Genomic DNA, 26,169 nt, shown 5'->3' with positions numbered 1-26,169 from the left:
AGATGTGTATAAGAGACAGCTTGGGTTCCAGATGACTAGGGCTTGTACTCATAAACGTCAGTCTCCGAGGCCAAGCGGAAGTCGCCCCGCTCGGTCTGCATCGATCGCTTTTGACCCGAAGCAAACCTTCTTGCATTGCTAAAATTCGTGCAATTTTCAACGTGACTGGTTGATAAACCTGAATTACTCAATCTGGTGTAGAACGACAGTCCTTGAGAAGGCGTGTCTAGGCTGGTGGAGTGCTATTGGTGTCGATCATAAGAACGAAGATCGGTCGTTGGCTCGCTGCAGCGGCCTGTTTCTGTTGCTGGGCGCTGGCGCTTTCGTTGCTCACCACGGTGATCTGCACAGCAGCCGCTCGGCAGCAATCTTCCTGGAATAGGAGTGCAGAACTGAGGAGGGTCGGATACGTCGAGTTGTTCGGTGAGGATGCTGTCCATCTTCTGGTCGGCAATTCCGTGCTGGTACAAAACTCAGGCCCAATCGACAAAAGAAATGGCATCGAAATCAACGAGAAGATTTACTACTTCGTGAACGATAAGACTATGTACGAATGTGGGGTGGCCAAGGAGGCGGGTTGCGATGTTAAATCATGGGGCCTCCAAAACGATCAAGTATGCCTTGAAATTGGGTCATGCGGTGAGCGTCCGAAGATTATGAAGTCGCCGCTCTCGCTAGGTCGCGCAAAAAAGGGTGACAAGCTCGGTATCTATCTTTGGTTCGATCATTTTGCCTATGACATTGTCAAAGGCAATCGGACGGATTTCCCGCTATTCGATAATGTTATTCGAAGCAAACCGATCGAATTGGACCGCGCACATTTCGAGAAGGAAATCAATGAAGTTGGCCCGGGTGCCGAAGAAGTCCCGATCTCTGGGCCACGATCGGTCTCGTTGTTGATAGGGAACACATTTCTGTCCGATGACGTCACAAATCTCTCGGAAGATCGGGCGGCGAATGCATGCCCGAAGGAGGGAACGTACTATTCGCCGGACGGCAAGGTCATCCGCTTCGCTTGTCGCGACGGAAAATGGTCGATAGCTGTTTTGCACTGGAATATCCAGTCGGACCTATTCTGCCGCGATGGTCCCGAGTCTGATAGCATCGGCTCATTCAATTGCACGCGCGGGATGGTTTACGCGATCTCTGCGTCCCCCAAGTCCAGCGCGGATAACAAGATGCGCGTCCGCGATCCAAAATTCACGGACAGCGATAGTGACTTGATGGGCTATCTCGGAAACGCGTTCAATTTCAGATTCGAACAACGCCATGCGGCTGAAAAGTCCGGAAGAAGTAACGTTGGACCTCGCAGTTGCCAGCCAAAAATGAGGCTAACGGCAGAAGTGTGCCGCTGACTTTCCGCTTCTAGCCCATCAGCAAAGCCGTAGGATGGGTAGAGCGCCACCGAAATCCGTCAATCCGTTCGCCGCTGACGAAGCATGATGGGTTTCGCAAGGGCTCAACCCATCTACGCGTGCTATCTCGACGCCAGGTCGATCCCGCTGGTCGCCTATTGCCCGCTCGCGCAGGGGCGCGTTGCATCCGACCCGGTGCTCGCCGAGATCGGTGCGAAACACAACGCGAGCGCGGCGCAAGTGGCGCTGAAATGGCTGCTCGACCAGGATGGTGTCGCCGCGATCCCGAAGGCATCGCGCCGCGAGAGCCAGCAGGCCAATCTGGACGCGCTGAAGATCAAGCTGGATGATGCCGACCGCAAGAAGATCGCAGCGCTGCCGAAGGACGGCCGTTGCGTCAATCCGGGCTTCGCACCGGCTTGGGATTAGTTTTATCGGCGAGGTTTTCGAAGCTAGGTTTTCGAACGCAGAGATTTCTGAATGGATATTCAGGATCAGAACGATCGTTAATCGCAGCGCTGTTGTGGAGGCGTCGGCGCGCCGGTCTTGCCTGGCGGTCTGAGCGAATCTTTCAGGCGCGTTTCTCCACATTGGCGCTGCGGGCCGGCACGCCAAACTCCTTGTGGCAGACTTCGGCCAGCACGGCGACGCCCTCGCGGATCTGCTGATGCGAAGGGCTCGCGAAGCACAGCCGCAGGCGTGAGCCTGAGTGACTCTTGTTGGTCGACCATTCCGGCCCCGGATTGATCGAGACACCGGCGGCAAGCGCAGCCTGTGAGAGCTTGAGCGTATCGACCTGGTCGGGCAGCTTCACCCACAGGAAGATGCCGCCCTTAGGCTCTTCGAATTCGGCGGCTGTCCCGAACTGTTCGTTGAGCGCTTCCATCAGCGTGTCGAGCTTGGTGCGCAGCGCTTTCGTCAGTGCCGGCACATGGGTCGAAAAATGCGGTCGGCAATAGGTGGCGAGCACCATCTGCTCCAGCGCGCCGGAGCCGGCGTCGGTCTTCAGCGCCAGCATCCGCGACATCACATCCCAGGGCGCCACAATGAAGCCGACGCGCAATGCCGGCGCGATCGACTTCGAGAACGAGCCGATATGGATCACGCCGCCATTTTTGCTCAAGGCGTGGATCGCGGGCGGCCGTTGGCCCGACCAGACCAGGTCGGCATAGCAATCGTCCTCGAAGACAGGCACGCCATATTCGGTCGACAACCGCAGCAACTCGATGCGGCGCGTCTCCGGCATGATGCTGCCGGTCGGATTCTGCACGGTCGGAATGGTGTAGATGTATTTCGGCCGGATGCCGCGACCCCTGAGGTCGGCCAGCGTCGAGGCCAGCGCGTCCATGCGCATTCCGTCGTCGTCGAGCGGAATGCCGATGGTGTTGACGCCCAGCCGCGTCAGGCGGTTCAGCGCACCCTGATACGTTTCCTGCTCGACAATCACGGTGTCGCCGCGTGCCAGCAGTGTGTTGTTGACGAGGTCGAGCGCCTGGAGCGAGCCGGAGACGATCATGAGATCGTCGACCGTGCAGCTGATGCCGGCATCGCGCTTCAGCTTTGTCACCAGGAATTCGCGCAGGGGCAAGTAACCCTGCGGGCCGTGCGCCAGCCCGTAAGTCGCGAGCGACCGGCCTTCGCGTCGCAGGGTCTGATTGGCAGCCTCGATCAGCTCGTCGAGCGGCAGCTGCTCGGAATCGTTGTTGCCGCCGACAAAGCTGTATTTGGCGAGGCCCGTCCAGCGCGCAGAGGGCGCCGGCAGCCCTGCGGGGAACAGGGGCGCGAAATCGAAGCTGGACGTCATGGGAGCGTTCCTCGTTATTTTTATTGGGCGGCTGGCCTGGTGCCGACCGGGCGCCGCGATTTCGATGATGGCATCATGCCAGTGTTTTGCCCGACGCGTCAAACGAAATTCGTAAAATCCGTATCCGTGTCGCGCGAACCAATAAGCCACTGATTTTGCAGATCCGGCTACTGTGCATGGGGTTGTTTTCGAACTTTTCGATCTGCAGCACTCACTCGAAGCGGCGGCCGTAGCCGCCCTCGATGCGAGCTTCACTTCTTGCCGGCCGTCCGGGTCGGGCGGCCCTGGCTGATGAAAGCGTAATGCGCATTGGCGACGCCGCCAACCATCAAGGCCTCGACCACCGGCTCGGCGATTTCGCCCGTGGCGGCCCAGTCGACGATGAAATTGGCCCCGGTCCCGCCGCGCACATCGTCGGTCGGAATGAAGATCGAGACGGTGGCGAGCGGCTTCACGGCGACCGGCGCCTTCAGATAGCTCTCGACCTGTTTTCCTGCGGTGTCGAAATAGGCGATGCGCCGGACCACCAGCGCTTGCGTCTCGGAGGCGTTGTGGACGCTCAGCGTCACCGAGAAATCGACCCGCAGCTTGCCCTGGCTCATCGCCACGCTGGAATAGGCCGGCACGTAGAAGCCGCCGGAGACCGCCAGCTCCTCCTTTGGCAGCGCCGTGAGCGAATCGGCGAAGGCCTGTTCGAGGTTCACTTTGGGCTGCGCGGCCGCCGGCTCGGCGAAGGCGAGGGGGCATAGCAGCATTGCAGTGGCAAGGCTGGCCCGCATGTGACGAATTGCTCGCTTGCCGCGCTGCAGCCGGTCTCTAGGGTGCGACAAAACGGACCGATCTGGCATGCACGAGCTCATTCGCGACATCACTCTCTGTATCCTGTTTGCCTGGATGCTGGGCCTGCTCGCCCATTTTTCCCGGCAACCGCTGATCCTGGCTTACCTTATCGCCGGCTTCTGCATAGGTCCATTCGGTGCCGGCTGGGTCAAGTCGCAGGAATCGATCGGCGTCATCTCCGAGCTCGGCCTGATCTTCATGCTGTTCATGATCGGGCTCGAGATCGACCTGAAGAAGATCGTGCGGGCGGGCAAGGTGATCCTGTTCGCGGCCGGCGGCCAGCTGATCGGCGGCTGCCTGCTCGGCATCCTGTTCTTTGCCGGCATCGGGCTCTCGCTCGGCGGCGGCCATTTCGACGCGCTCTATCTCTGCATTGCCTGCGCACTCTCCTCAACCGTCATCATCGTCAAGGTGCTCTACGAGAAGCGGGAGCTCGACACCTTGCCCGGTCGCATCACGCTTGGCGTGCTGGTGCTTCAGGACATCTTTGCCATCCTGTTCCTGGCGGTGCAGCCGAGTCTCGCAAACCTGCAAGTCGGCGTCATCCTGCTGTCGATCGGTCGCGTCGCAGTGCTGGTCGCCGCCGCGCTGCTGGTCAGCCGCTATGTGCTGCCGCGCCTGTTCCACCAGATCGCCCGCCGGCCCGAGCTGATCCTGCTCGGGGCGCTGGCCTGGTGCTTTCTCGTCGCCGAGACCGCCGAGCAGCTCTCGCTCTCGCGCGAGATGGGCGCGCTGATCGCCGGCGTCTCGCTCTCGACCTTTCCTTACGCGCTCGACGTCACGGCCAAGGTCACGACGCTCCGCGACTTCTTCATCACGCTGTTCTTCGTGGCGCTGGGCATGACCATTCCCGTGCCCGGCCTCTCGGTGATCGGGCTGGCCTTGATGATTGCCGCGTTCACGGTGGTGAGCCGCCTCGTCACCACCTTCACGCCGCTCTATCTGCTGAAGCAGGGTCTGCGCGCGAGCCTGCTGCCCGCGATCAATCTGGCGCAGATCTCCGAGTTCTCGCTGGTGGTGATCCAGACTGGCGTCGGCGACAATCACATCGCAGCCGAGACGGCGAATGCGGCCTCGTTCGCCTTCGTGGTGCTGGCCGTGCTCTCGACCTTCGTCATGACCCGCAGCGACGAGATCACCCGCTGGGCCATCGGCCCGCTCAAGCGGATCGGCTTGCGCGACCTCGACCACGGCAACGGCCACGCCGAGGAGGCGGGCGAAGGCGGCCACGGCGAGGCGCGCCGCATCGTCATTCTCGGCTTTTTCCGCAGCGCGAGCGCCCTGCTGGCCGAGATCGAACGGCAGGCGCCGGTGCTGCTGGAGCAGATCACGGTGATCGACTTCAACCCCAATGTGTACCAGACCCTGCTTTCGCGCGGCCTGCACGTGATCTATGGCGACATCAGCAGCGCCGACACGCTGCTCCATGCCGGGATCGGCAAGTCCGAGATGATTATCCTCAGCGTGCCGGACGCGCTGCTGAAGGGCGCCAGCAACGAGAAGCTGGTTCGCCACGTCCGCACCCTCAACCCCAAGGCCCTGATCGTCGCCACCGCCGATCTCCTGTCCGACGTCGGCGAGCTCTATGCGGCTGGCGCCAGCTATGTCACCGTGACCCGGCTCAGCGACGCTCATGAATTGTTTACGGTGATTGAGGCGGCCCAGGCCGGCCTGTTGGCCGACAAGCGCGCCGAGCTCGATGCTCGGCTCGGCGAGCGGCGCGAAGTGCTACCCTGACGGCCTGGCCGCCTTCCGCCCGGGCTGCCGGCGCCTATATCCCTGGTATCTTCGGTGCAAGCCTCGTTAGCAGGCTGGCCTCCGGACATATGCGGTTGCGTCCGGGACACTAGCGCTGGGGCCCAAGTCCAGCTAAGGCGTCCGGCTAAGCCTCCGGCCCATAACCGATAGAGATTGGGACATGCCCGATACCGTTCAGGAAGTTTTGCAGGCCTTTGCCCGGGGCGAGCTCGTCGTCGTGACCGACGACGAGGATCGCGAGGGCGAGGGCGATCTGATCGTCGCCGCCTCGTTCTGCACAGCGGAAAAGATGGCCTTCATCATCCGCCACACCTCCGGCATCGTCTGCGCGCCGATCACCACCGAGGACGCGCGGCGGCTGCGGCTCGATCCGATGGTGGCCCACAACGATTCCGCCCACACCACAGCCTTCACGGTCTCGATCGACTACAAGCCCGACGGCGGCACCGGCATCTCGGCCGAGGAGCGCGCCTCTTGCTGTCGTGCGCTGTCCAATCCCAATGCCGGAGCCAACGACTTCGCCCGTCCGGGCCACATCTTCCCGCTGATCGCCAAGGATGGTGGCGTGCTGCTGCGCTCCGGCCATACCGAGGCCGCGGTCGATCTCTGCAAGCTCTCGGGCCTGCCGCCGGTCGGCGTCATCAGCGAATTGATGAACGACGACGGCAGCGTGATGAAGGGCGAACAGGTCGCCCAGTTCGCCGCTAAGCATAAGCTCAAGCACGTCACCATTGCCGACATGATCGCCTATCGCCAGGCGCGCGAAAAGCTGATCGAACGGGTCTCGACCTTCACCACCGAAAGCCCGATTGGGCCGCTCCAGGGCTATGCCTACCGCTCGCCGTTCGATTCCATCGCCCATGTCGCCTTCGTCTACAATGGCGTCGGCGATGGCAAGAACGTGCTGACGCGCTTTCACAAGCCGAACATCGTCAAGGACACCTTTACCGGCCACAAGCGCATGGCGGCCGTGCTCGAGCACTTCAAGAAGTCCGGCCGCGGCGTGCTGGTTTATCTGCGCGACGGCGCGGCCGGTGTCCCAGTGGCCCCGCTACCCGATGAGAGCGCGACTGAGGCCGATCGCAACCGCCAGTGGCGCGAAGTCGGCGTCGGAGCGCAGATCCTGCGCGATCTCGGCGTCACCTCGATCCGTCATCTCACCTCGTCGGTGCATGACTACAAGGGCCTCTCGGGCTTCGGCATCGAGATCGTCGCCAACGAGCAGCTTGAAAGCTAGCGCTGTCATTCCGACAGGCGCGACACGCATCCCCGGGATTCACGCAGACCCGTATTTCTGCAACGCAATTGCACTTGTTGCCGCGGCGCACTAGTTTGTCCGGCAATTTTTAGACGGAACCAGACCGAAAGGACGTCTCATGAGCGTGCGCCCTCAGACCAAGGACAAGCCGGCTGCGGCTTCCTTCCAGTGGGACGATCCGTTCCTGCTCGATGAGCAGCTGACCGAAGACGAGCGCATGGTGCGTGACACGGCGCGTGCCTACGCCCAGGACAAGCTGCTGCCGCGCATCACCAAGGCCTATCTCGAAGAGACGACCGACCGCGAGATCTTCAACGAGATGGGCGAGCTCGGCCTGATCGGCATCACGCTGCCGGAGGAATATGGCTGCGCCAACGCGAGCTACGTGGCTTATGGCCTCGTCGCGCGCGAGATCGAGCGGGTCGATTCCGGCTATCGTTCGATGAATTCGGTGCAGTCCTCCCTGGTGATGTACCCGATCTACGCCTATGGCGACGAGAACCAGCGCAAGAAGTACCTCCCGAAGCTCGCCAGCGGCGAGTGGGTCGGCTGCTTCGGCCTGACCGAGCCCGATGCCGGCTCCGACCCCGGCGGCATGAAGACCCGCGCCGAGAAGGTCTCCGACGGCTATCGCCTGACCGGCAGCAAGATGTGGATTTCGAACGCGCCGATCGCCGACGTGTTCGTGATCTGGGCCAAATCGGCCGAGCACGACAACCAAATCCGCGGCTTCGTGCTGGAGAAGGGCATGAAGGGCCTCTCTGCGCCGAAGATCGGAAGCAAGCTCAGCTTGCGCGCTTCCATCACAGGCGAGGTCGTGATGGACGGCGTCGTGGTGCCGGAAAGCGCGCTGCTGCCCAACGTCTCCGGCCTGAAGGGTCCGTTCGGCTGCCTCAACCGTGCCCGCTACGGCATCTCCTGGGGCGCGCTCGGCGCCGCGGAGGACTGCATGCATCGCGCCCGCCAGTACACGCTCGACCGCAAGCAGTTCGGCAAGCCGCTCGCCGCGACCCAGCTGGTGCAGAAGAAGCTCGCCGACATGGAAACCGAGATCGCGCTCGGCCTCCAGGGCTCGTTGCGAGTCGGTCGCCTGATGGACGAGGGCAAGTTCGCGCCCGAGATGATCTCGATCATGAAGCGCAACAATTGCGGCAAGGCCCTCGACATCGCCCGCGTCGCCCGCGACATGCACGGCGGCAACGGTATCTCGGCCGAATACCACGTGATGCGTCATGTCCATAACCTCGAGACGGTCAACACCTACGAGGGCACCCACGACGTGCACGCCCTGATCCTGGGTCGCGCGATCACGGGCATTCAGGCGTTTTTCTAAGCGCCCTGTATTCCGTGGTGGTTGCCTTGCTCCGCTGTCATCGTTCGCGATAGCGGACGCTCCAGTATCCCAGGGACCTCGCCTTCGCCTCGGGCGCCGCGGCGTACTGGATACCCCGCTTTCGCGGGGTATGACGAGAGTATGGGGTACGTACAGGAAGTGCCATGTCCGACAACGACGATGTTCCGTTCAACCGCGACTTTCCGCTTAAAGCCGGTGTCGTCGAGGAAGTCCGCCCCGGCGTGCGGCGGGTGCTCTGTAACAATCCGAGCCCGTTCACCTTCACCGGTACCGTCAGCTACATCGTAGGCACCGGCAACGTCGCGATCATTGATCCCGGTCCCGACGATGAGGCTCATGCGGCTGCGCTGCTCGACGCCGTGCGCGGCGAGACGGTGAGCCATATCTTCGTCACCCACACCCACCGCGACCACTCGCCCAATACACCGCGCGTCAAGCAGGCAACCGGCGCGCCGGTTTATGCCGAGGGCCCGCACCGCGCCTCGCGCCCGCGCTTCGAGAGCGAGAAGCACAATCCGGAATCCGGCTCCGATCGCGACTTTGTCCCCGATATCAGGATCGCCCATGGTGACGTCGTCGAAGGCGCCGGCTGGCGGCTCGAGGCAGTGGCGACGCCCGGCCATACTGCCAACCATCTCGCCTTCGCCTGGCCCGAGCGAAAGTTCAACTTCGTCGGCGATCACGTCATGGGCTGGTCGACTTCGATCGTGGCCCCGCCCGACGGCTCGATGATCGACTACATGGCGTCGCTCGACCGGCTCGCTGCGCGCGAGGAGGATCTGTATTTCTCCGGCCACGGTCCGGAGATCCCGGAGGGCCAGCGCTACGTGCGTTTCCTGATCCGCCACCGCAAGGCGCGCGAGGCCTCGATCCTGCACCGCCTCGCCAAGGGCGAGACGGATATCCCGACCATGGTGCGCGCGATCTATATCGGCATCGATCCGCGGCTGACGACGGCCGCCGGCTATTCCGTGCTGGCGCATCTGGAGGACCTCGTCGCACGCGGCATTGTCGCGACGGACGGCGATCCCGTGATCGGCGGGACGTATCGGATGGCCTAAGGGCGAATAGCGAATGGCGAGTAGCAAATAGGCAGCCGTCCCATTCGCTATTCGCTACTCCCCATTCGCCGATCTCACTTCTTCACCGTCTTCGCCGGCGCCTTCGGCGGCGCGACCGGGGTCTTCTTCACCGGCTTCAGCGCGTCGGCGTCGGCTGCGGTGTTGAGGTCGTCGATGAATTTCGTCACGCGCGCGGCGTTGCTGCCGAGATCGCTCTCGAAATAGCGCGAGGCGGAGCGGATATCGACGCGTGAATCGTCGCCGTCAGGCACGACCCTGATCGAGACGTCCTCGCGAAAGCCCATGATCGGCGTGCGCGCCACCGCCTCGATGCGGCCCATGCGGCGCGGTGGCTGCGGCTCGCGTTCGTCGATGACGGTCCATTTGCGCTTGATGACGAGCTGGCGCGCGATCGCATAGGCGCGGTCAACGGGGATCTCGAGCTCGATCGGCTCGATGTCGGGATAGAACTGGCGCTGCTGCTCGGCCGAATAGAGACCGGCATAAACGGCGGTGTTGGTGCCATCGCCGGTGCGCAGGCGCGACAGCGCGTCGAAGCGCGGCGGGTCGATCGGGTCGGTGGTGATGTCGTGGATCGGCGGCAGCTTGCGGTACAGCAGAGCTTGATACGCGGGATAGGCGAGGATCGCCCCGTCGATCAGGAAGGCGAGCAGGATGCGCGCCATGCCGCGCGAGCCGTTCTGCCAGATCGCGGCAAAGCCGGCGAGGCCGAACAGGATGGAAAGCCCGGCAATCGCGAGGCCGCCGAAGAACGTGGCCAGCGCCGGCTTCATCTCCAGGAAGTCGAAACGGACGATGATGGTCGACACCACCACCGTCACCACCGCGAACACGGCCAGATTGCGCGCCCAGCTCGCGAGGCTGGACACGGGCTCCGACTGATAGGGAGCGGAAAACCTGCGGGCCATCGGGTGAGCTCTGCCGGGGTCTTGGGGCTTGCCGGCCGATTTGGCGCGACGTCGAGCCGTTGAGACCACGGCCCGGTGGCAAATTCAAGAGTTCCGCAGGCTCTTGCATGGTCGTGCCCGGGCTTGACCCGACCATCCACGCCTTTCTTGCCGCCTGGACGTCGACGCCCGGGGAAAAGCCCGGGCATGACGGTGATCGCGATTTACGCCGCCGCGTTCGGGAAGCGATAGTCCTTGAACTGGTCGCGCAGCGCGGTCTTCAGGATCTTGCCGGTCGCGGTATGCGGGATGCCGTCGACGAACGCGACGTCGTCCGGCATCCACCATTTGGCGATCTTGCCGTCCATGTACTTCAGGATGTCGTCACGCGTGGCCTGCTGGCCCTGCTTGAGCTGCACGATCAGCAGCGGCCGCTCGTCCCATTTGGGGTGGAAGACGCCGATCACCGCAGCCTCCGCCACGGCCGGGTGGCCGACCGCGAGGTTCTCGAGGTCGATCGAGGAGATCCACTCGCCGCCGGACTTGATCACGTCCTTGGAACGGTCGGTGATCCGCATATAGCCGCCCTCGTCGATGGTCGCGACGTCGCCGGTGTCGAAGAAGCCTTCCTCGTCGAGGATGTTGGCATCGAGACGGAAGTAGGCCTTGGCCACCGCCGGGCCCGAGACTTTGAGGCGGCCAAAGGTCTTGCCGTCCCAAGGCAGTTCCTTGCCGGCATCATCGGTGATCTTCATTTCGACCGCGAAGGGCGCATAGCCCTGCATCTGAAGCACGTCGAGCCGCGCATCGCCGATCGCGTTGTGGAACGGTGGCTTCAGCGCCGAGACGCTGCCGATCGGGCTCATCTCGGTCATGCCCCAGGCGTGACGGACGTTCGAGCCCATGTCGAGGAAGGCCTTGATCATCGAGCGCGGCATCGCCGAGCCGCCGCAGATCACCATCTTCAGGTCCGGCAGCTTCAGATTATTGGCGGTCATGTGCTGGAGCAGCATCAGCCACACCGTCGGCACGCCGGCGGTGTGCGTCACCTTCTCGGTGGAGAGCAGCTCGTAGACCGAGGCGCCGTCGAGCTTGGGCCCGGGCATCACCAGCTTGGTGCCCTGCGAGGGTGCGGAGAAGGCGATGCCCCAGCTGTTGGCATGGAACAGCGGAACCACCGGCAGCATCGTCTCAGAGGCACTGGTGCCGAGCGCGTCGACATTGTTGGCCATCAGCGCGTGCAGCACGTTGGAACGATGCGAATACAGCACGCCCTTCGGATCGCCGGTCGTGCCAGACGTGTAACACATTGCGGCCGCCGTGTTCTCGTCAAAGTCCTTCCATTTGAATTTGCCGTCGGCCTCGGCGATCCAGTCCTCGTAGGCCACGACGTTCTTCAACGTGGTCTGCGGCATATGCGCCTTGTCGGTGAGGATAACGTAGCGCTCGACGCTCGGCAGCTTGTCGGCGAGCTTCTCGACGACCGGCACAAAGGTGAGGTCGACCATCACGATGCGATCCTGCGCATGGTTGATGATCCAGGCGATCTGCTCGGGGAAAAGCCGGGGATTGACGGTATGGCAGATGGCGCCGATGCCCATGATGCCGTACCAGACCTCGAGGTGGCGCCAGGTGTTCCAGGCGATCGTGGCGACGCGGTCGCCGAGCTTGATGCCGTCGCGCTCCAGCACCTGCGAGACCTTGAGCGCGCGCTTGTGGATTTCGGCGTAGGTGGTGCGATGGATCGGTCCCTCGACCGATCGCGTTACGACCTCCTGCTTGCCATGAATCCTGGCGGCGTGTTCGATGATCCGGTGGCAGAGCAGGGGCCAATCTTGCATCAAGCCGAGCATTCAGGCGTTCCTCCGAGAAGTCGCTGGGCGCGTTTTCGCTCTCAGCGCAGGGCCAAAGAATTGTCATGAGTTTTAGCCTGCCGGACTTTCGCCGCAAATGGTCTTGTCGCGGCAATATGTCCGCCCGCGCGGCAATGGTTACCGCCGCGCTCGGGCTAACGCTTGTGCTCGCGGATCGGGCGGAGGCGCGAAACTATGCTGCGCCGCTCGATATCTTTGGTTTTGGTACACCTCGGCCGCGCCGGAGCGTCCATTCCGCCAAGATACCGCTACCAAAGCCTCGTCCCGCGGAGGCACCCAAAGCGACGGACGAGGCCGCGCCGGAGGCCGACGGCAAGCCTTCCCCGGATAAACCCACCAAACCGGCCGAGGCCGCGCCGCCACCCGAGAAGCAGCTCTCGGCCTGCCGTATTGCGCTGACCGAGGAGATCGCGGTCGCGCCGTCCATTCCCGATATCCATGGCCCCGGCGCCTGCGGCGGCGAGGATCTGGTGCGGCTGGAAGCGATCGTGCTGCCGGACAGGCGCAAGATCGCAGTCAAGCCGGCGGCAATCCTCCGCTGCACCATGGCATCAGCGATCGCCGATTGGGTCCGCGCCGACATGGTGCCGCTGGCCGCGAGCCTCGGCTCGACCATCACCGACCTCGACAATTTCGACAGTTTTGAGTGCCGCGGTCGCAACCGCATCGTCGGCGCTATGCTGTCCGAGCACGGCAAGGCCAACGCGCTCGACGTGCGCTCGCTCAAGCTTGCCAACGGCCAGTCGATCGGCCTGACCGACCGCACGCTGTCGCGCGACGTGCGCGAGCGCGTGCTGCATTCGGTCTGCTCGCGCTTTTCCACGGTGCTCGGCCCGGGCTCGGACTGGTACCACGAGGACCACATCCACCTCGATCTCGCGCAGCGGCGCAACGACTACCGGATCTGCCAGTGGAACGTCTGGGACCCCTTGCCCCAGGTCGCGCCCCAGCTGCCCGCCGAGCGCCCCGAGGAGGCTCCGCCACGCGAAGTCGCGGCCAAGTCTGAGGGTACCAAGGATGGCGTCAAGGATGAGGCTGACGATCAGGAGAGCGCGAAACCTGCCGCGCCGCCGGACAAGCCGGCAGCCGACTCCGGCAAGAGCAAGCCGCGAACAAAAAAGCGCCGGTAAAACCGGCGCTTTTCAAAAACCTTCAGATCACAATTAGTTGCTGGTCTGATAACCGCCGCCCTGCAATGCGAGCCGCGAGTTGTACGGCGAGTCGCCGTGCTTCGGCTCGAGCACCACGACGATGGTGCCGATCTTGACGCGGCTGTAGAGGTCGATTGCGTCCTCGTTGGTCAGGCGGATACAGCCCGACGAGATGGAGGCGCCGATATATTCAGGCTGGTTGGTGCCGTGAATGCGGAACAGCGTGTCCTTGCCACCCGAGTAGAGGTACATGGCGCGCGAGCCCATCGGATTGTCCGGGCCCGGAGCGACGAAGGTCGGTACGCCAAGACGCGAGATCTCGCCGGGCGTCGGGTGCCAGGCCGGCCATTCCGTCATGCTGCCGACCTTGGCGATGCCGGACCAGGCCATGGCCTCTTCGCCGACGGTGATGCCGTAGCGGATCGCCTTGCCGCCATCCATCACGTAATAGAGGTAATGGTTGTCGGAATCGACCACGATCGAGCCCGGGGACTCCTTGCGGTGATAGTCGACGATGGCGCGACGGAACGGCTCTGCCACCGGCGTATTCTCGTACCGGATCTTGGCAAGGAGCTCCTTGTCCTTCGGCTTGAAATTCTGGGTGTTGGTGGCTTCGAAATGCGTGGCCTGCATGCAGCCCGATAGCATGAAGCCGGCAGCCAAAATTCCCAACATAACTCTCAGCGACGACATGGTTTGGTTCCAATCGAACAATACCGCGCAGGTCCTGAGCGTAGTACCCAGGGCCTTCGACTCCGTTGATTTCATTATCGTTGAAATCTGCCACAATTCCAGCGTTTAGGGGCTTTTCCCGCGCTGCGAGACCCAACCTGTGGCTTTTTTGCCGCAAGTTTTGCGCCCTTGGGCCGGTTTTTGGGCAGGAAATGCCGAATTGTCGATTCCATGCCACGGTCGAGCCGCGTCGGCGCCACAAATGCAAACGCTCCGTTAATGTGCTTGTCATCATGAACTTGTCAGAATCGCGCTAAGCGCCGTCAATCTGTCGCAGGCTTCGCTGGAGTTGTTGATGTTTTCTGTGTTCGTTCCGACCGACTCCTCCCTGAAGAAGGCCGTTGTCGATGACCTCGCGGCGGTACCGGAGCACGCGGTGTGGATCGATCTGGTCAATCCGACCGCAGCCGAGGACAAGGCCGTCGAGAAGCTGTCCGGGATCGCGATCCCCACCCGGGAGGACATGCAGGAGATCGAGATCTCCAGCCGCCTCTATATCGAGAACAGCGCCCGCTACATGACCGCGACGCTGATGTGCCATTCCGATACCGACATGCCCCGGACCACGGCAGTGACTTTCATCCTCGGCGACCATCGCCTGGTCACGGTGCGCTACGACCAGCCCAAGCCGTTCGCCCTGGTCGAGGCCAAGCTGGCGCGGTCCTGCACCCCGGGGATCACCGGCGAGATGGTGCTGATGGAACTGCTGGATGCCGTCATCGACCGCTGCGCCGACATTCTGGAACGCTGCGGCGCCGAGATCGACCAGGTCTCGCACGACATCTTCGAGCCCGAGAGCGAGCGTCACGGCCACGCCAAGCAATATTCGCAGATCCTGATCTCGATCGGCCGCAAGGGCGATTTGACCTCCAAGGTACGCGAGAGCCTGGTGTCGATCGGCCGCGTCGTCACGTTCCTGTCCGCGGTGGTGGAGGGCGTGAAATGGTCAAAGGACATGCGCGAGCAGCTCAAGACCATGCAGCGCGACGTCGTCTCGTTGACCGACCACGCCTCCTATCTCTCCAGCAAGATCACCTTCGTGCTCGACGCCATGCTCGGTGTCGTCAATCTCGAGCAGAACAACATCATCAAGCTGTTTTCGGTCATGGCCGTTGTCCTGATGCCGCCGACGCTGATCGCCTCGATCTACGGCATGAACTTCAAGTCGATGCCGGAACTCGAATGGACGCACGGCTATCCGTTTGCGCTGGTGCTGATGCTGTTCGCAGCGATCGTTCCGTACTGGATCTTCAAGTGGAAGAAGTGGCTCTGAGCCGGCCTGCGCTCCGAAAATAGTGACCGAGACCTTACGCCGGTCGTAGAGACGGGGCTGATGGTGTCGCAGAATAGAGCGTCATTGCGGCTATGCGGTGATGCGTGTGCTGTGCCCCAATTCCTCCGGTAAAATTTGAGCAGTGGGCTGAACGTTTGCGCGAAACTTGTCTGCGATAAGCAACGGGTTAGCCGCGAGGAACAGCCATGGTTGAAAAACAGATAACGACGCCCCGCAACGTCATCGACCTGACGAGCTATCGTCAGGCCGTGGCGAGCGGCAAGGCGCCGTCGTTGTCGGCACGCATGTGCCGGCACTGTGGTGCTCCGCTGCTCGATGGCGAGAACGATGACGATTGCTCGACCGCATTCAACGCAGCCGCCGCTCCGCGGCTGCGCGAACGGTCGCGTCGGATTCGCCTGGATTGAGGAGTGGAAGGGAAGGGCGGGCGATCCAGTCTTGCGGCGGCGTTGTCTGGATCGCCTGGCTTCCCGCCTTTCGCGGCAAATCATCTAGCGCTTCACGATTTGCGCCGTCGAGACGATGGTCTCGGCGATCGCGCCGTCGCGGCTGAACGATGCCAGATGGCTCTCGACGTCGTGCAACATCGCTTCGACGTTGTCGCCCAACGCTTCCGGTGAGGACGACGAATAGGTGAGGGTGCGTTGCGCCAGGTCCTGCATGCTGACCGTGTGGCGGATCTCGACCGTGACGAGCTCGGTGGGTGCAAAGGCGCTGCCGCGGAAGAACGCGGGAAGGTCGCGATGGGTCCGCGTGCCCCGGCCGGCTGCCTCCCAGAGATTCGCGGGTGACCAGCGGCGGCGGATCTCGTTGTAGCCATCAAGCCATGGGTTGCGGCCGTCGGTGACCGAGAACGAGGCGCAGATCACGATCGCGCCGTCGCGCGCGACCAGTCCATCCAGCCGCGCGAGCGTCGCGTCGCGATCCATCCAATGTAGCGCGCGGCCGATCGTGACGATGTCGAACGTGCCGATCTCGGAGGCGAGCGTCTCGGCCTTGCCTGCGAGCAGCGTGAGCTCTTGCCCTGCGCGCGCCGCCGCTTGTCGCGCAGCCTCGAGCATCGCGATTTCAGGGTCGACGCCGACGATACGGCCGACATAGGGTGCGAAGCCCAGCGCGAGCAACCCGGGGCCGGTACCCAGATCGATCAAGGCGCATCGTTCGGAGAGGCCGAGCTTCTGCGCGACGCTGCGAAAGAACGCGCCCGGGTAGGGCGGCCGCAAGTGCTCGTAAGTTGACGCCGTGCTCGCAAACCGGCCCATGCGTTACCTGGCCTAGACGTGCTGGCCGCCGTTGATGTGGATCTCGGCGCCGTTGACGTAAGAACTGGTCTCCGTGCACAGCACGTAGATGATCTTGGCGACCTCGTCCGGTGTGCCGAGGCGGTGCATCGGAATCTGCTGCTCGACGATCTTCTCGGTGCCCGGCGACAGGATCGAGGTGTCGATCTCGCCCGGCGCAATCGCGTTGACGCGCACGCCGACGCGGCCGAAGTCCGAGGCCATCTCGCGCGTCAGGGACGCGAGTGCGGCCTTGGAGGTCGCGTACGCAGCGCCCGCGAAGGGATGCACGCGCGAGCCTGCGATCGAGGTGACATTCACGACCGAGCCCTTGGCCGCCTTCAATTCGTCGATCAAGCCCCGCGCGATCATGATCGGCGCGAAGAAGTTGACGTGGAAGACGTGCGTCCAGGTGTCGAGGTCGGTGTCGACCGAACCGAGCCTGGAGCCGCCTGGACCTTTCGGCGAGATCGCGGCGTTGTTGACCAGCGCGTGCAGCATGCCGCCCTCGAGGCGGTCGCGGATGTCGGAGATCGCGCGCGTGGTGTCCTGGGGATTGCCGAGATCGACCTGGATGTGGTCCTCGGGGCCCGCATCCCACGGGCAATCTTCGGGGAAGGGATGCCGCGAGCAGGTGATGACGCGCCATCCCGCCGACGAGAAGCGGATCACGGTGGCGTGGCCGATACCGCGGCTAGCTCCGGTCAGAAGTAGCGTGCGGCGCGGCGCATTGGACGAATGCGGCATGGACATCTTTCAGGTCGGCCCAAGATTCGAGACAAGATTCGAGACAAGGCTCAAGGATACATCCGCGTCTTGGACCACTTCTGGCCGGCCACGTCACGGCGAAATTCGATGCGGTCATGCAGACGGAATGGGCGATCGTGCCAGAACTCGATGCGCACCGGCGTGACGCGCCAGCCGCTCCAACCCGGTGGCCGCGGCACTTCGCCGATGACATGTTTGGCGGCGACCGTGGCGATGGCCCGCTCGAAGGCGAAGCGGCTCTCCAGCTCTTGCGACTGCTTGCTGGCCCAGGCGCCGATCTGCGCCTGCTTCGGTCGCGTCGCGAAATAGGCGTCGGCCTCGGCGTCGGTCACCGGCGTCACGTTGCCGCGGATGCGGACCTGACGGCGCAGCGACTTCCAGTGAAAAAGTAAAGCCGCCTTAGGATTTGCGGCGAGTTCGCGGCCTTTTTGGCTTGCGATGTGACTGTAGAAGACAAAACCTTCGGTATCGAAGCCCTTCATCAGCACCATGCGCACGTCGGGCAGGCCGTCGGGATCGACGGTTGCGAGCGCCATGGCGTTCGGATCGTTCGGCTCGCTCTTGATCGCCTCGTTCAGCCAGGCTTCGAACAGCGCAAAAGGCTCGTCGGCGGCGGTGAAATCACCGGATGTTAAGGGTGTCTGGTGTTTCATCGAGGTCGTGTCGGTCATGTCTGGAGTCCGAATTGCGTCCCGCGGCCCAAAGCGCGCTGTTGTCTGCTACTGCCCTATATAGGGCATGGGGACGCGTTGGCCTATCGGCGATGCGGCCGTCGGGCCTTGCCATGACGATGATTTTGATCGGGCTCGGCGCCGGCGGCTGCAGTCTGCCCCGAACTGACACCAATGCCTACGCCAAGGCCGACGACAACGACCTCACCGGCTCGATCGCACGGCCGGCCAAGGACGCCCCTCCGACCGAGACCGATCTCGCCTTCGCCCGCAATGCAGCCTCCGACGTGTTGAGCAAGGGCGACAAGGATGCATCCCAACACTGGGAGAATCCTGAAACCGGCGCGCGCGGCTCGGTGACGCCGATCGCGCAATCCTACGCCGCCGAGGACGGTCGCAAGTGCCGCGATTTCCTGGCGAGCTACGTCAACGGGACGACCGAAAGCTGGCTCCAGGGTGCCGGCTGCCAAAGCAGCCGTGGCCGTTGGGAGATTCATACGCTAAAGCCGTGGCGGAGCTGAGCATGATCCGGAAAAGTGGAGGCCGGTTTTCCGATAAGATCATGCTCCAAACTTAGAGATTCGGCTCGACTGACTAGTTGCAAAAATGCCACTCGCCCCCACATGTGGCTCAGATGGGGGCGGGCAGCCCCTTTCGACATTTCGTATTCCCAAGAGGAGACGTGACGGATGCGCGACCCCTATGAGATCTTGGGGGTGCCGCGGAGCGCTAGCGCTGCCGCGATCAAGAGCGCCTATCGCAAGCTGGCCAAGAAGCATCATCCCGACAGCAACAAGGATGATCCCAAGGCCGCCGAGCGCTTCTCCGAGATCAATTCGGCCAACGAGATCATCGGCGACGAGGACAAGCGCAAGCAGTTCGACCGCGGCGAGATCGATGCCGAGGGCAAGCCGCGCTTCCAGGGCTTTCCGGGCGGCGGCGGACCGCGCGGTCGCGCGGGTCCCGGCGGGTTCGAGAGCTACAATTTCCGTGGCGGCGGGGCAGGCCCCGGCCAAGGCGCGGGCGCGTTCGAGGACATCCTCAACAGCATGTTCGGCGGCGGGATGCGCGGTGCGCGCCCTGGGGCCGGCGGCGGTGCCCAGTTCGAATTCGACACCGGCGGGATCGGGCTCGATCTCGACGTCAACGTCGCCATGTCCGTCTCGCTGGAAGAATCGGTCAAGGGTGGCGAGAAGCGCGTCCGGCTGCCGAATGGCAAGGAACTCAACGTCAAGATTCCGGCGGGCGTCGTCGAGGGTCAGCAGATCCGGCTGCGCGGCCAGGGCGAGACCGCCCAAGGCCATCCGCCCGGCGATCTCCTGATCACCATCAGCATCGCCCCGCACCCGTTCTTCAAGATCGAGGGTGCCGACCTCAGGATCGACCTGCCGGTCACGCTCTACGAAGCTGTGCTCGGCGGTAAGGTCCGCGTGCCCACACTCGGCAATGCCGTGGAACTGTCGGTCCCGAAAAACACCTCCAGCGGCCGGACCTTCCGACTCAAAGGTAAGGGCCTGCCGAAATCTGGCGGAACCGGGGATCTCTTCGTTACCATCAGGATTATGCTACCGGACGGGAACGACGCCGAGCTTGAAGCATTGATGGAGAAGTGGCGGGACCAACACCCCTACAATCCACGTAGCGGGCTTGGTTAGGGCGAGATCCAACCGGAGGGGTTCTCCTACGGTCTAGCGCATCTTCCAGCAGATGATGCTCATCATACGCCTGAGGCGCGGTAGCGCTTCTCGGCTCGTATGCTCGACGTGTCGGATGTCCGGCGGGGCAGCCGATAAAAAGGTGCGGCCTCGAGAGGGGGACCAGCGCGGTACCAAAAACCCCAATCGAGGCCGCCCGCGTCGATCGGCGGATCGAACGCTGCTCATATTCGCGTGAACACCCGGTGCGATAATGAGACGCACACATGTCTTGATTCGAAATTTTCAATGACGGAATCGAGGCACGGCGCGGTTTGAAGGACGCCCAAGCGAAGCTTGAGATATGGCGGGTTGTTCAGCCGCCGGTTTTCTCGGCTTGGTCGTACACCGCCTGCGCCACCTTGGTCAGGCGATCGCGGTCGGCGCCGCCGCCGCTGACGACGTAGCCGACGCCGCGCTCGGCCCAGAACAGCGCGCCATCCTTGTCCGCCTTGGCGTAACGCATCTGCGTTGCGCCGCTCTCGGTCTTGGCGGTGTAGATCGTGTAGCGCTCGCCCGAGGCGCCCTCATACATCAGGAAGGACGCCGGCCCGTTCGGCCCCGGCAGCAGCCGGCCGCCAACGAGCTTCAGCCCGCTCCCCTCCAGATTGGGGGCGAACACGGTCCAGCCGCAGCGCCGGGTCAGCCAGGCCTGGAGGTGGTCGCGCTCGTTGCCGCCGACCTCGACGGGATGGCGGACCTCGACGACATAAAGGCGGTGGGCATCGAGCGCATCCGTCGTAAAGCTCTGGAAGGTCGAGGGTGCATTGGCGGCGCCATGCGCCACCCAGCCGGCCGCGCCGCCGGCGATGAAGGCAACCAGCGTGGCGGCGACCGCGCCGTAGAGCCATTGCCGCGGACGGCGCTCCAGCCGCTCGAGCTCCAGCCGGACCGGCACCGGCTCCTGGGCGACGTTGTCGTAGCGGGCATGCAGCATCTCGGCCATGGCGCGCCAGGATTGCACCCGCTCGGCATCCTCAGGATGTGCGGCAAGCCAGGCCTCGACGTCGGCGCGGCGCTCGGTCGGCAACTCGCCATCGACAAGGGCGTGTAGCTCGTCTTCGGTTACGGGAATATTGCGGTCGTTCATATCGGTCGTCTCTGGCTCTGCGGCCCAAAATATCTGACGCGGTTCAACTGCGCTGCTTCTCTCTCCGTGCAGCGGACGTGGCATGCGCGATGCATCAATCCTGCCATCATTTCACCCGCCTGAGCGCCGGGCGCTCGCCCTCCAGCGACGCTTTAACGTGTGCGCGGGCGCGTGCCAGGCGGGACATGACGGTGCCGATCGGCACGCCCTGGATGTCGGCGACCTCGCGGTAGCTCATGCCCTCCAGCATTACCAGGAGCAGCACCGAGCGTTGCTCCTCGACCAACGTCGAGAGTGCACGTTCGATGTCACGTCCTTCCGCCTCCGTCCCGCTGGCATCCGGGTTGTTCTCCGTCAGCTGCATGAATTGCGGCCGCCTTGCCAGCGAGCGCCGCCGGTTCTTGTTGAGGTTGGTCAGGATCGTGTAGAGCCAGCTCCTGACGTCGCCTCCGAGAAACAATCGCTCCGAACGCAACGCACGCACCAGCGTATCCTGCACCAGATCGTCGGCCGCATCCGCATCGCGCGTGAGCGCGCGGGCGTAGCGGCGCAACGCCGGGATCATGGCTTCCACGCTCTGGCGAAACGCACTCATTGCCGTCTAGACGTCCTTCACATCAGGCGCGAGCGCCTCAACGATCATAACACCCGAACGGAACGGCTATTCCGGCGCTCGAAACAGCGTTAACGCCGCGTATTAGGACTGTACCGCAGGGGAGGGCTGGTGTACCTCCAGACGCTAACGAGAGCTACAGGACGTTAGCAAATGGCGCAGAATTCAGGACTGATGCAAGGACTGATGCAAGGCAAGCGCGGGGTGATCCTCGGCGTTGCCAACAACCGCTCGATCGCCTGGGGCATCGCCAAGGCATGCCAAGCGGCCGGCGCCGACATCGCACTCACCTATCAGGGCGATGCGCTGAAAAAGCGCGTCGAGCCGCTCGCCGCCGAACTCGGCGCGCTCGTGCTCGGCCATTGCGACGTCACCGATGCCGCGACCATCGATGCTGCCTTCGACGCCCTCAAGGAAAAATGGGGCAAGATCGACTTCGTCGTGCACGCGATCGCCTATGGCGAACAGCTCGACGGCCGCTATGTCGACACCACGCCGGAAAACTTCTCCAAGTCGATGCTGATCTCCTGCTACTCGCTCACCGCGCTCGCGCAGCGCGCCGAGAAGCTGATGACCGACGGCGGCTCGATCGTCACGCTCTCTTATTACGGTGCCGAGAAGTGGATGCCGCGCTACAACGTGATGGGCGTGGCAAAGGCCGCGCTCGAAGCCAGCGTGCGCTATCTTGCGGCCGATCTCGGCGAGAAGGCGATCCGCGTCAACGCGATCTCGGCCGGCCCGATCAAGACGCTGGCATTCGCCGGCATCGCCGATTCACGCCTGCTCTTGAAATATAACGAGGTCAACGCGCCGCTGCGGCGGAACGTGACGATCGAGGAGGTCGGCGACAGCGCAGTGTATTTCCTGTCGGACATGTCGCGCGGCGTTACCGGCGAAGTCCACCATGTCGATTCCGGCTACAACGTGCTGGGCATGATGCGACCCGATGCGCCGAAGGACTGACCACGACCAGCAATGCCCGTGCCCACGATCTATTACCTTCGCCACGGCGAGACCGAGTGGAATGCGCTCGGCAGGCTCCAGGGCACCAAGGACATTCCGCTGAACGCGCGCGGGCGCGATCAGGTGGTGCAAGCCGGTGGCATTCTCGCCGATCTCTTCAAGCGCGACGGCCGCGACAAGGCCGCGTTGCCCTACGTGTCGAGCCCGCTCGGGCGTTCGCGCATGACCATGGAACTCGTGCGCGGCAAGCTCGAATTGCCGCCTGCCGACTACGCGCTGGACGATCGCCTGCGCGAGATCGGCTACGGCGTCTGGGAAGGGCTGACGCTGGCGGAGAGTGAGGCGACCGATCCCGACATCTATGCCAGGCGCCTCGCCGACAAATGGACCGTAGGGCCCGCGGGCGGGGAGACCTACGCCGATGTGCAGGTCCGCGTGCGCGCCTGGTACGACGAGCTCCGGACCGACACCGTCGCGGTCGCCCACGGCGGCACCTGCCGGGCCCTGATGGTTTCGCTCGGCCTGGAGACGCCGGCCAGCGCCGCCGAGCTCTATATCGAGCAGGGCGCCGTCTACGTGTTCCGCGATGGCCGGCTGGACAAGTATAGTTAGCCCGGCTCGTCGCCCCGCCCTCCGCCGTCATGCCCGGGCCTGTCCCGGGCATCCACGGACTTTCTCGTTGTGACCAAGAACGTGGATGGCCGGGACAAGCCCGGCCATGACGGCCGTCGGTATATTTGACCCATATTTCAGGGCGAGCTAAGTCAGCACTGACTTACCAGCCAGCGAGCAGCGATGTCCTTCAACACCTTCGGCCACATGTTCCGCGTCACCACCTTTGGCGAGAGCCATGGGGGGGCAATTGGCTGCGTGGTCGACGGCTGCCCGCCGATGATCCCGCTCACCGAAGCCGACATCCAGGGCGACCTCGACCGCCGCAAGCCGGGCCAGTCGCGCTTCACCACCCAGCGCCAGGAGCCGGACCAGGTCAAGATCCTGTCCGGCGTGATGGCGCATCCGGAGACCGGCGTGCAGGTGACGACGGGCACGCCGATCGGGCTTCTGATCGAGAACACCGACCAGCGCTCGAAGGACTACTCGGAAATCAAGGACAAGTTTCGTCCCGGCCATGCCGACTTCACCTACGAGGCGAAGTACGGCCTGCGCGACTATCGCGGCGGCGGGCGCTCCTCGGCGCGAGAGACGGCGACGCGCGTCGCCGCCGGTGCGATCGCGCGAAAAGTGCTGCCTGACATCAAGGTGCGTGGCGCGCTGGTGCAGATGGGCCCGCACAAGGTCGACCGCGACAAGTGGGACTGGGACGAGATCGCCAAAAATCCGTTCTTCTGTCCGGACAAGGACAAGGCAGCGTTCTTCGAGACCTATCTCGACGGCATCCGCAAGAGCGGCTCCTCGATCGGTGCCGTGCTCGAGATCGTCGCCGAAGGCGTGCCGCCCGGCCTTGGTGCCCCGATCTACGCAAAACTCGACTCTGATCTGGCGGGTGCGATGATGACCATCAACGCCGTGAAGGGCGTCGAGATCGGCGCCGGCTTTGGCGCGGCCGAGCTCACCGGCGAAGAGAACGCCGATGAGATGCGCACCGGCAATGATGGCACGCGCTTTTTGTCCAATCACGCCGGCGGCGTTCTGGGCGGCATCTCCACCGGACAGCCGATCGTGGTGCGCTTTGCGGTGAAGCCGACCTCGTCGATCCTGCAGCCGCGTCTCACTGTCGATCGGCAGGGCGCCGACACCGAGATCATGACCAAGGGCCGCCACGACCCCTGCGTCGGCATTCGCGCCGTCCCCGTTGGCGAAGCCATGATGGCCTGCGTGCTGGCCGATCACTTCTTGCGCGATCGCGGGCAGGTCGGGCGATAGAGCAGGGCGAGGCGTTCGTGTCGCGGTACTAGCCACCGCGCAGCTTGACGTCGCCAAAACTTCGTCCGCAAATGCGGACATGCAAAACTCCGAGATCCAGCGCATCACCAATTGGCTGATCGACGGCGCGAGGTCGTCCGGGGCCCCTTCCGAGATGATCGCCGAGGTCTGCGAGCATCTGGTCGAGGCCGGGCTGCCGCTGTGGCGGTTCGGCATCTTCATCCGCACGCTGCATCCGGAAATCTTCGGCCGCAATTTCATCTGGCGGGAAGGCCAGAAGGTCGAGATCGGCACCGTTGATTTCAAGATTCTGGACACGCCCGAATTCGCCAGGAGCCCGCTCCGGATCGTGTTCGAGGAGGGGCTGGAGGTCCGGGGACGGATGGACGATCCGGACAGCAAGCGGTTTCCGTTCCTCGACGACATGCGCGCCGAAGGCGTGACCGACTATTTCGCGATGCCGATGCCATATCTCGACGGTTCGATCCACGCGACGAGCTGGGTCACGCGACGTCCCGGCGGTTTCAGCGAAGACGACATCGCCGCGATCCGGACCCTCGTGGCGCCGCTCGCGCGCGTCAGCGAGATCATCAGCTTGCGCCGCACCGCCGAGATGCTGCTCGACACCTATGTCGGCAATCGCGCCGGCGCACGTATCCTGGGAGGCCAGATCCGCCGCGGTCACAACGACACCATGCAGGCTGCGATCTGGCTGTCGGATCTGCGCGGCTTCACCGCGCTATCTGACCGGCTGCCGGCCGAGACCGTGGTCGAGATCCTCAACCATTATTTCGATTGCCAGGTCACGGCGATCCGCGGCCACGGCGGCGAAGTCTTGAAGTTCATGGGTGACGGTCTGCTCGCTGTGTTCCCGATCGACGAATATGTCGGCGATACCGCGCATGTCTGCACGCGCGTGCTGGAAGCCGCCCGCGAATCCCGCGCCAGCGTCGAGGCGCTCGCTTTTCCGGTTGGCGACGTCATCGAACGCTTCCGCTTCGGCGTCGCACTGCATGTCGGCACCATCCTCTATGGCAATATCGGCGGTGGAAACCGGCTCGACTTCACCTGCATTGGCCCAGCCGTCAATCTCGCGGCAAGAATGGAGAAAATCGCCGGCCGCTTGGGACGCACCGTCGTGGCGTCAGAGGGCTTCGCCAATGTCTGCCAGCATGACTGGCGCGATCTCGGCGATTTTCCGATCGCAGGATTTTCCAAGGCGCAGCGCGTGTACGGGCTCGCCGAGGAGACGCCGGTGGTGATGGCGTGAGGCACCGAAGCCGCCCATGAATGTCGAATTCCGCCAGATCGAGATCGCTGACACCGACGCCTTTCGTGCGGCCGTCGACATTGTCGCCCGCGAGCGCAAATACATCGCGCTGGTGGAGGCGCCGCCGATCGAGCAGGTCAGCGCCTTCGTCGCACGCAATGTCGAGCGCGGCTATCCGCAAATCGTCGCCGTCGTCGACGGCGCCGTGGTCGGATGGTGCAACGTGCCGCCGGCCAGTCGCGCGGTCTCGGCGCATGTCGGCGATCTCTTCATGGGGCTTGTACCGGAGTTCCGTGGCAAAGGCTTTGGCGAACGGCTGTTGCGGCAAGCCATTGAGGCGGCAGATGTGTTCGGCTTCAGGCGTATCGAGCTCGGCGTCTTCGCGACCAACACCGCCGCTGCCGCCCTCTATCGCAAGGTTGGGTTCGTCGAGGAGGGCATCAAGCGGATGGCGATCGTGATCGACGGCACCTATCACGACGAAATCATCATGGCGCGCCTCAAGGGCTAGCCGGCGTTGCGCGGCAATGCCGGCCGTCGCGTGAAG

At 63.6% G+C, this 26,169-nt stretch carries 25 protein-coding genes and 1 pseudogene; 16 read left to right on the top strand and 10 right to left on the bottom strand.

Translation table 11 applies throughout. From position 1 onward, the window contains the following. Nucleotides 1-248: 248 nt before the first annotated feature. Both FXB38_RS19620 and FXB38_RS19615 read left to right on the top strand, forming a co-directional pair. Nucleotides 249-1,355, top strand: coding sequence for a hypothetical protein (locus tag FXB38_RS19620; RefSeq protein ID WP_148752608.1), 1,107 nt, complete (start codon nt 249-251; stop codon nt 1,353-1,355). 123 nt (nt 1,356-1,478) lie between these two features. Continuing rightward, a pseudogene (locus FXB38_RS19615) lies at nt 1,479-1,784 on the top strand (aldo/keto reductase); the annotation flags it as partial. Nucleotides 1,785-1,926: 142 nt separating this feature from the next. Here the strand turns inward: FXB38_RS19615 and FXB38_RS19610 are convergent. Both FXB38_RS19610 and FXB38_RS19605 read right to left on the bottom strand, forming a co-directional pair. Beyond that, on the bottom strand, nt 1,927-3,159 hold the full coding sequence (locus tag FXB38_RS19610) for an aminotransferase-like domain-containing protein (protein ID WP_148752607.1): 1,233 nt from the start codon (nt 3,157-3,159) through the stop codon (nt 1,927-1,929). A 251-nt stretch (nt 3,160-3,410) separates the two neighbouring features. Then, nucleotides 3,411-3,938 (bottom strand): DUF3124 domain-containing protein, encoded by a 528-nt coding sequence (locus tag FXB38_RS19605; protein ID WP_187434997.1) that lies wholly within the window; start codon nt 3,936-3,938, stop codon nt 3,411-3,413. Between the two features lie 67 nt (nt 3,939-4,005). On the opposite strand from FXB38_RS19605, the gene FXB38_RS19600 reads away from it, so the two are divergent. The 4 genes from FXB38_RS19600 (at nt 4,006) to FXB38_RS19585 (ending at nt 9,430) form a co-directional block, all read left to right on the top strand. Continuing rightward, on the top strand, nt 4,006-5,736 hold the full coding sequence (locus FXB38_RS19600) for a cation:proton antiporter (protein ID WP_148752605.1): 1,731 nt from the start codon (nt 4,006-4,008) through the stop codon (nt 5,734-5,736). Nucleotides 5,737-5,917: 181 nt separating this feature from the next. Further along, on the top strand, nt 5,918-6,994 hold the full coding sequence (gene ribB, locus FXB38_RS19595; protein ID WP_148752604.1) for a 3,4-dihydroxy-2-butanone-4-phosphate synthase: 1,077 nt from the start codon (nt 5,918-5,920) through the stop codon (nt 6,992-6,994). Nucleotides 6,995-7,133: 139 nt separating this feature from the next. Beyond that, nucleotides 7,134-8,348 carry an acyl-CoA dehydrogenase gene (locus FXB38_RS19590; RefSeq protein ID WP_148752603.1) on the top strand — a complete coding sequence of 405 codons (1,215 nt, stop codon included), beginning with the start codon at nt 7,134-7,136 and terminating at the stop codon, nt 8,346-8,348. A gap of 164 nt (nt 8,349-8,512) precedes the next feature. Then, on the top strand, nt 8,513-9,430 hold the full coding sequence (locus FXB38_RS19585) for an MBL fold metallo-hydrolase (RefSeq protein ID WP_148752602.1): 918 nt from the start codon (nt 8,513-8,515) through the stop codon (nt 9,428-9,430). 74 nt (nt 9,431-9,504) lie between these two features. Here the strand turns inward: FXB38_RS19585 and FXB38_RS19580 are convergent, their stop codons facing one another. Both FXB38_RS19580 and FXB38_RS19575 read right to left on the bottom strand, forming a co-directional pair. After that, complete coding sequence (locus FXB38_RS19580; protein WP_148752601.1) at nt 9,505-10,359, bottom strand: DUF1499 domain-containing protein; 855 nt, start codon at nt 10,357-10,359, stop codon at nt 9,505-9,507. A gap of 203 nt (nt 10,360-10,562) precedes the next feature. Next, entirely contained in the window at nt 10,563-12,191 is a 1,629-nt protein-coding gene (locus tag FXB38_RS19575) for a fatty-acid--CoA ligase (RefSeq protein WP_148752600.1), read from the bottom strand. A gap of 65 nt (nt 12,192-12,256) precedes the next feature. Between FXB38_RS19575 and FXB38_RS19570 the strand changes: the two genes are divergently transcribed. After that, the gene (locus tag FXB38_RS19570) at nt 12,257-13,342 is read left to right on the top strand and encodes an extensin family protein (protein WP_148752599.1); all 1,086 of its coding nucleotides are present in this window, start codon (nt 12,257-12,259) and stop codon (nt 13,340-13,342) included. Between the two features lie 33 nt (nt 13,343-13,375). Here FXB38_RS19570 and FXB38_RS19565 read toward each other — a convergent pair whose 3' ends face one another. Further along, nucleotides 13,376-14,056, bottom strand: coding sequence for a L,D-transpeptidase (locus tag FXB38_RS19565; RefSeq protein WP_148752598.1), 681 nt, complete (start codon nt 14,054-14,056; stop codon nt 13,376-13,378). 334 nt (nt 14,057-14,390) lie between these two features. Here FXB38_RS19565 and FXB38_RS19560 point away from each other — a divergent pair, with 334 nt between their 5' ends. Both FXB38_RS19560 and FXB38_RS19555 read left to right on the top strand, forming a co-directional pair. Next, nucleotides 14,391-15,368, top strand: coding sequence for a magnesium transporter CorA family protein (locus FXB38_RS19560; RefSeq protein ID WP_148752597.1), 978 nt, complete (start codon nt 14,391-14,393; stop codon nt 15,366-15,368). A 206-nt stretch (nt 15,369-15,574) separates the two neighbouring features. Further along, nucleotides 15,575-15,796 (top strand): hypothetical protein, encoded by a 222-nt coding sequence (locus FXB38_RS19555; RefSeq protein ID WP_148752596.1) that lies wholly within the window; start codon nt 15,575-15,577, stop codon nt 15,794-15,796. Nucleotides 15,797-15,880: 84 nt separating this feature from the next. On the opposite strand, the gene FXB38_RS19550 is transcribed toward FXB38_RS19555, so the two are convergent. The 3 genes from FXB38_RS19550 to pdxH are packed head-to-tail and all read right to left on the bottom strand — an operon-like array spanning nt 15,881 to nt 18,108. Continuing rightward, entirely contained in the window at nt 15,881-16,612 is a 732-nt protein-coding gene (locus FXB38_RS19550; protein ID WP_246229991.1) for a class I SAM-dependent methyltransferase, read from the bottom strand. Between the two features lie 51 nt (nt 16,613-16,663). Further along, the gene (locus tag FXB38_RS19545) at nt 16,664-17,416 is read right to left on the bottom strand and encodes an SDR family NAD(P)-dependent oxidoreductase (protein ID WP_148752594.1); all 753 of its coding nucleotides are present in this window, start codon (nt 17,414-17,416) and stop codon (nt 16,664-16,666) included. Nucleotides 17,417-17,466: 50 nt separating this feature from the next. Next, nucleotides 17,467-18,108: a pyridoxamine 5'-phosphate oxidase gene (pdxH, locus tag FXB38_RS19540; RefSeq protein ID WP_148752593.1), complete on the bottom strand. Its 642-nt coding sequence runs from the start codon at nt 18,106-18,108 to the stop codon at nt 17,467-17,469. Between the two features lie 113 nt (nt 18,109-18,221). Here pdxH and FXB38_RS19535 point away from each other — a divergent pair, with 113 nt between their 5' ends. Both FXB38_RS19535 and FXB38_RS19530 read left to right on the top strand, forming a co-directional pair. Next, the gene (locus FXB38_RS19535; RefSeq protein WP_187434996.1) at nt 18,222-18,629 is read left to right on the top strand and encodes an RT0821/Lpp0805 family surface protein; all 408 of its coding nucleotides are present in this window, start codon (nt 18,222-18,224) and stop codon (nt 18,627-18,629) included. Between the two features lie 168 nt (nt 18,630-18,797). Then, the gene (locus tag FXB38_RS19530) at nt 18,798-19,763 is read left to right on the top strand and encodes a DnaJ C-terminal domain-containing protein (RefSeq protein ID WP_148752591.1); all 966 of its coding nucleotides are present in this window, start codon (nt 18,798-18,800) and stop codon (nt 19,761-19,763) included. 355 nt (nt 19,764-20,118) lie between these two features. On the opposite strand, the gene FXB38_RS19525 is transcribed toward FXB38_RS19530, so the two are convergent. After that, on the bottom strand, nt 20,119-20,892 hold the full coding sequence (locus FXB38_RS19525; RefSeq protein WP_148752590.1) for an anti-sigma factor family protein: 774 nt from the start codon (nt 20,890-20,892) through the stop codon (nt 20,119-20,121). 106 nt (nt 20,893-20,998) lie between these two features. Next, entirely contained in the window at nt 20,999-21,487 is a 489-nt protein-coding gene (locus FXB38_RS19520; RefSeq protein WP_128953175.1) for a sigma-70 family RNA polymerase sigma factor, read from the bottom strand. A gap of 171 nt (nt 21,488-21,658) precedes the next feature. Here FXB38_RS19520 and fabI point away from each other — a divergent pair, with 171 nt between their 5' ends. The 5 genes from fabI (at nt 21,659) to FXB38_RS19495 (ending at nt 26,133) form a co-directional block, all read left to right on the top strand. Then, nucleotides 21,659-22,468 carry an enoyl-ACP reductase FabI gene (fabI, locus tag FXB38_RS19515; protein WP_148752589.1) on the top strand — a complete coding sequence of 270 codons (810 nt, stop codon included), beginning with the start codon at nt 21,659-21,661 and terminating at the stop codon, nt 22,466-22,468. 12 nt (nt 22,469-22,480) lie between these two features. Then, entirely contained in the window at nt 22,481-23,080 is a 600-nt protein-coding gene (locus tag FXB38_RS19510; protein ID WP_148752588.1) for a histidine phosphatase family protein, read from the top strand. A gap of 183 nt (nt 23,081-23,263) precedes the next feature. Further along, complete coding sequence (aroC, locus tag FXB38_RS19505) at nt 23,264-24,352, top strand: chorismate synthase (RefSeq protein ID WP_148752587.1); 1,089 nt, start codon at nt 23,264-23,266, stop codon at nt 24,350-24,352. A 79-nt stretch (nt 24,353-24,431) separates the two neighbouring features. After that, nucleotides 24,432-25,622 carry an adenylate/guanylate cyclase domain-containing protein gene (locus tag FXB38_RS19500; protein ID WP_187434995.1) on the top strand — a complete coding sequence of 397 codons (1,191 nt, stop codon included), beginning with the start codon at nt 24,432-24,434 and terminating at the stop codon, nt 25,620-25,622. Nucleotides 25,623-25,638: 16 nt separating this feature from the next. Then, nucleotides 25,639-26,133, top strand: a complete 495-nt coding sequence (locus tag FXB38_RS19495; RefSeq protein ID WP_148752585.1) for a GNAT family N-acetyltransferase — start codon at nt 25,639-25,641, stop codon at nt 26,131-26,133. Nucleotides 26,134-26,169: the final 36 nt, after the last annotated feature.

Origin of the sequence: Bradyrhizobium cytisi, assembly GCF_008123515.1 — a bacterium.
GTDB classification, from domain to species: Bacteria; Pseudomonadota; Alphaproteobacteria; order Rhizobiales; family Xanthobacteraceae; genus Bradyrhizobium; species Bradyrhizobium cytisi.
Note: the sequence above shows the minus strand (reverse complement) of the source record. Positions and strands in the feature narration are given on the sequence as shown.

Coding starts and splice junctions, on each gene's coding strand:
- FXB38_RS19610 (WP_148752607.1), bottom strand. CDS start 3,159: ATGACGTCCAGCTTCGATTTCGCGCCCCTGTTCCCCGCAGGGCTGCCG.
- FXB38_RS19605 (WP_187434997.1), bottom strand. CDS start 3,938: ATGCGGGCCAGCCTTGCCACTGCAATGCTGCTATGCCCCCTCGCCTTC.
- FXB38_RS19600 (WP_148752605.1), top strand. CDS start 4,006: ATGCACGAGCTCATTCGCGACATCACTCTCTGTATCCTGTTTGCCTGG.
- ribB (WP_148752604.1), top strand. CDS start 5,918: ATGCCCGATACCGTTCAGGAAGTTTTGCAGGCCTTTGCCCGGGGCGAG.
- FXB38_RS19590 (WP_148752603.1), top strand. CDS start 7,134: ATGAGCGTGCGCCCTCAGACCAAGGACAAGCCGGCTGCGGCTTCCTTC.
- FXB38_RS19585 (WP_148752602.1), top strand. CDS start 8,513: ATGTCCGACAACGACGATGTTCCGTTCAACCGCGACTTTCCGCTTAAA.
- FXB38_RS19580 (WP_148752601.1), bottom strand. CDS start 10,359: ATGGCCCGCAGGTTTTCCGCTCCCTATCAGTCGGAGCCCGTGTCCAGC.
- FXB38_RS19575 (WP_148752600.1), bottom strand. CDS start 12,191: ATGCTCGGCTTGATGCAAGATTGGCCCCTGCTCTGCCACCGGATCATC.
- FXB38_RS19570 (WP_148752599.1), top strand. CDS start 12,257: ATGAGTTTTAGCCTGCCGGACTTTCGCCGCAAATGGTCTTGTCGCGGC.
- FXB38_RS19565 (WP_148752598.1), bottom strand. CDS start 14,056: ATGTCGTCGCTGAGAGTTATGTTGGGAATTTTGGCTGCCGGCTTCATG.
- FXB38_RS19560 (WP_148752597.1), top strand. CDS start 14,391: ATGTTTTCTGTGTTCGTTCCGACCGACTCCTCCCTGAAGAAGGCCGTT.
- FXB38_RS19555 (WP_148752596.1), top strand. CDS start 15,575: ATGGTTGAAAAACAGATAACGACGCCCCGCAACGTCATCGACCTGACG.
- FXB38_RS19545 (WP_148752594.1), bottom strand. CDS start 17,416: ATGCCGCATTCGTCCAATGCGCCGCGCCGCACGCTACTTCTGACCGGA.
- pdxH (WP_148752593.1), bottom strand. CDS start 18,108: ATGACCGACACGACCTCGATGAAACACCAGACACCCTTAACATCCGGT.
- FXB38_RS19535 (WP_187434996.1), top strand. CDS start 18,222: ATGACGATGATTTTGATCGGGCTCGGCGCCGGCGGCTGCAGTCTGCCC.
- FXB38_RS19530 (WP_148752591.1), top strand. CDS start 18,798: ATGCGCGACCCCTATGAGATCTTGGGGGTGCCGCGGAGCGCTAGCGCT.
- FXB38_RS19525 (WP_148752590.1), bottom strand. CDS start 20,892: ATGAACGACCGCAATATTCCCGTAACCGAAGACGAGCTACACGCCCTT.
- FXB38_RS19520 (WP_128953175.1), bottom strand. CDS start 21,487: ATGAGTGCGTTTCGCCAGAGCGTGGAAGCCATGATCCCGGCGTTGCGC.
- fabI (WP_148752589.1), top strand. CDS start 21,659: ATGGCGCAGAATTCAGGACTGATGCAAGGACTGATGCAAGGCAAGCGC.
- FXB38_RS19510 (WP_148752588.1), top strand. CDS start 22,481: ATGCCCGTGCCCACGATCTATTACCTTCGCCACGGCGAGACCGAGTGG.
- aroC (WP_148752587.1), top strand. CDS start 23,264: ATGTCCTTCAACACCTTCGGCCACATGTTCCGCGTCACCACCTTTGGC.
- FXB38_RS19500 (WP_187434995.1), top strand. CDS start 24,432: ATGCAAAACTCCGAGATCCAGCGCATCACCAATTGGCTGATCGACGGC.
- FXB38_RS19495 (WP_148752585.1), top strand. CDS start 25,639: ATGAATGTCGAATTCCGCCAGATCGAGATCGCTGACACCGACGCCTTT.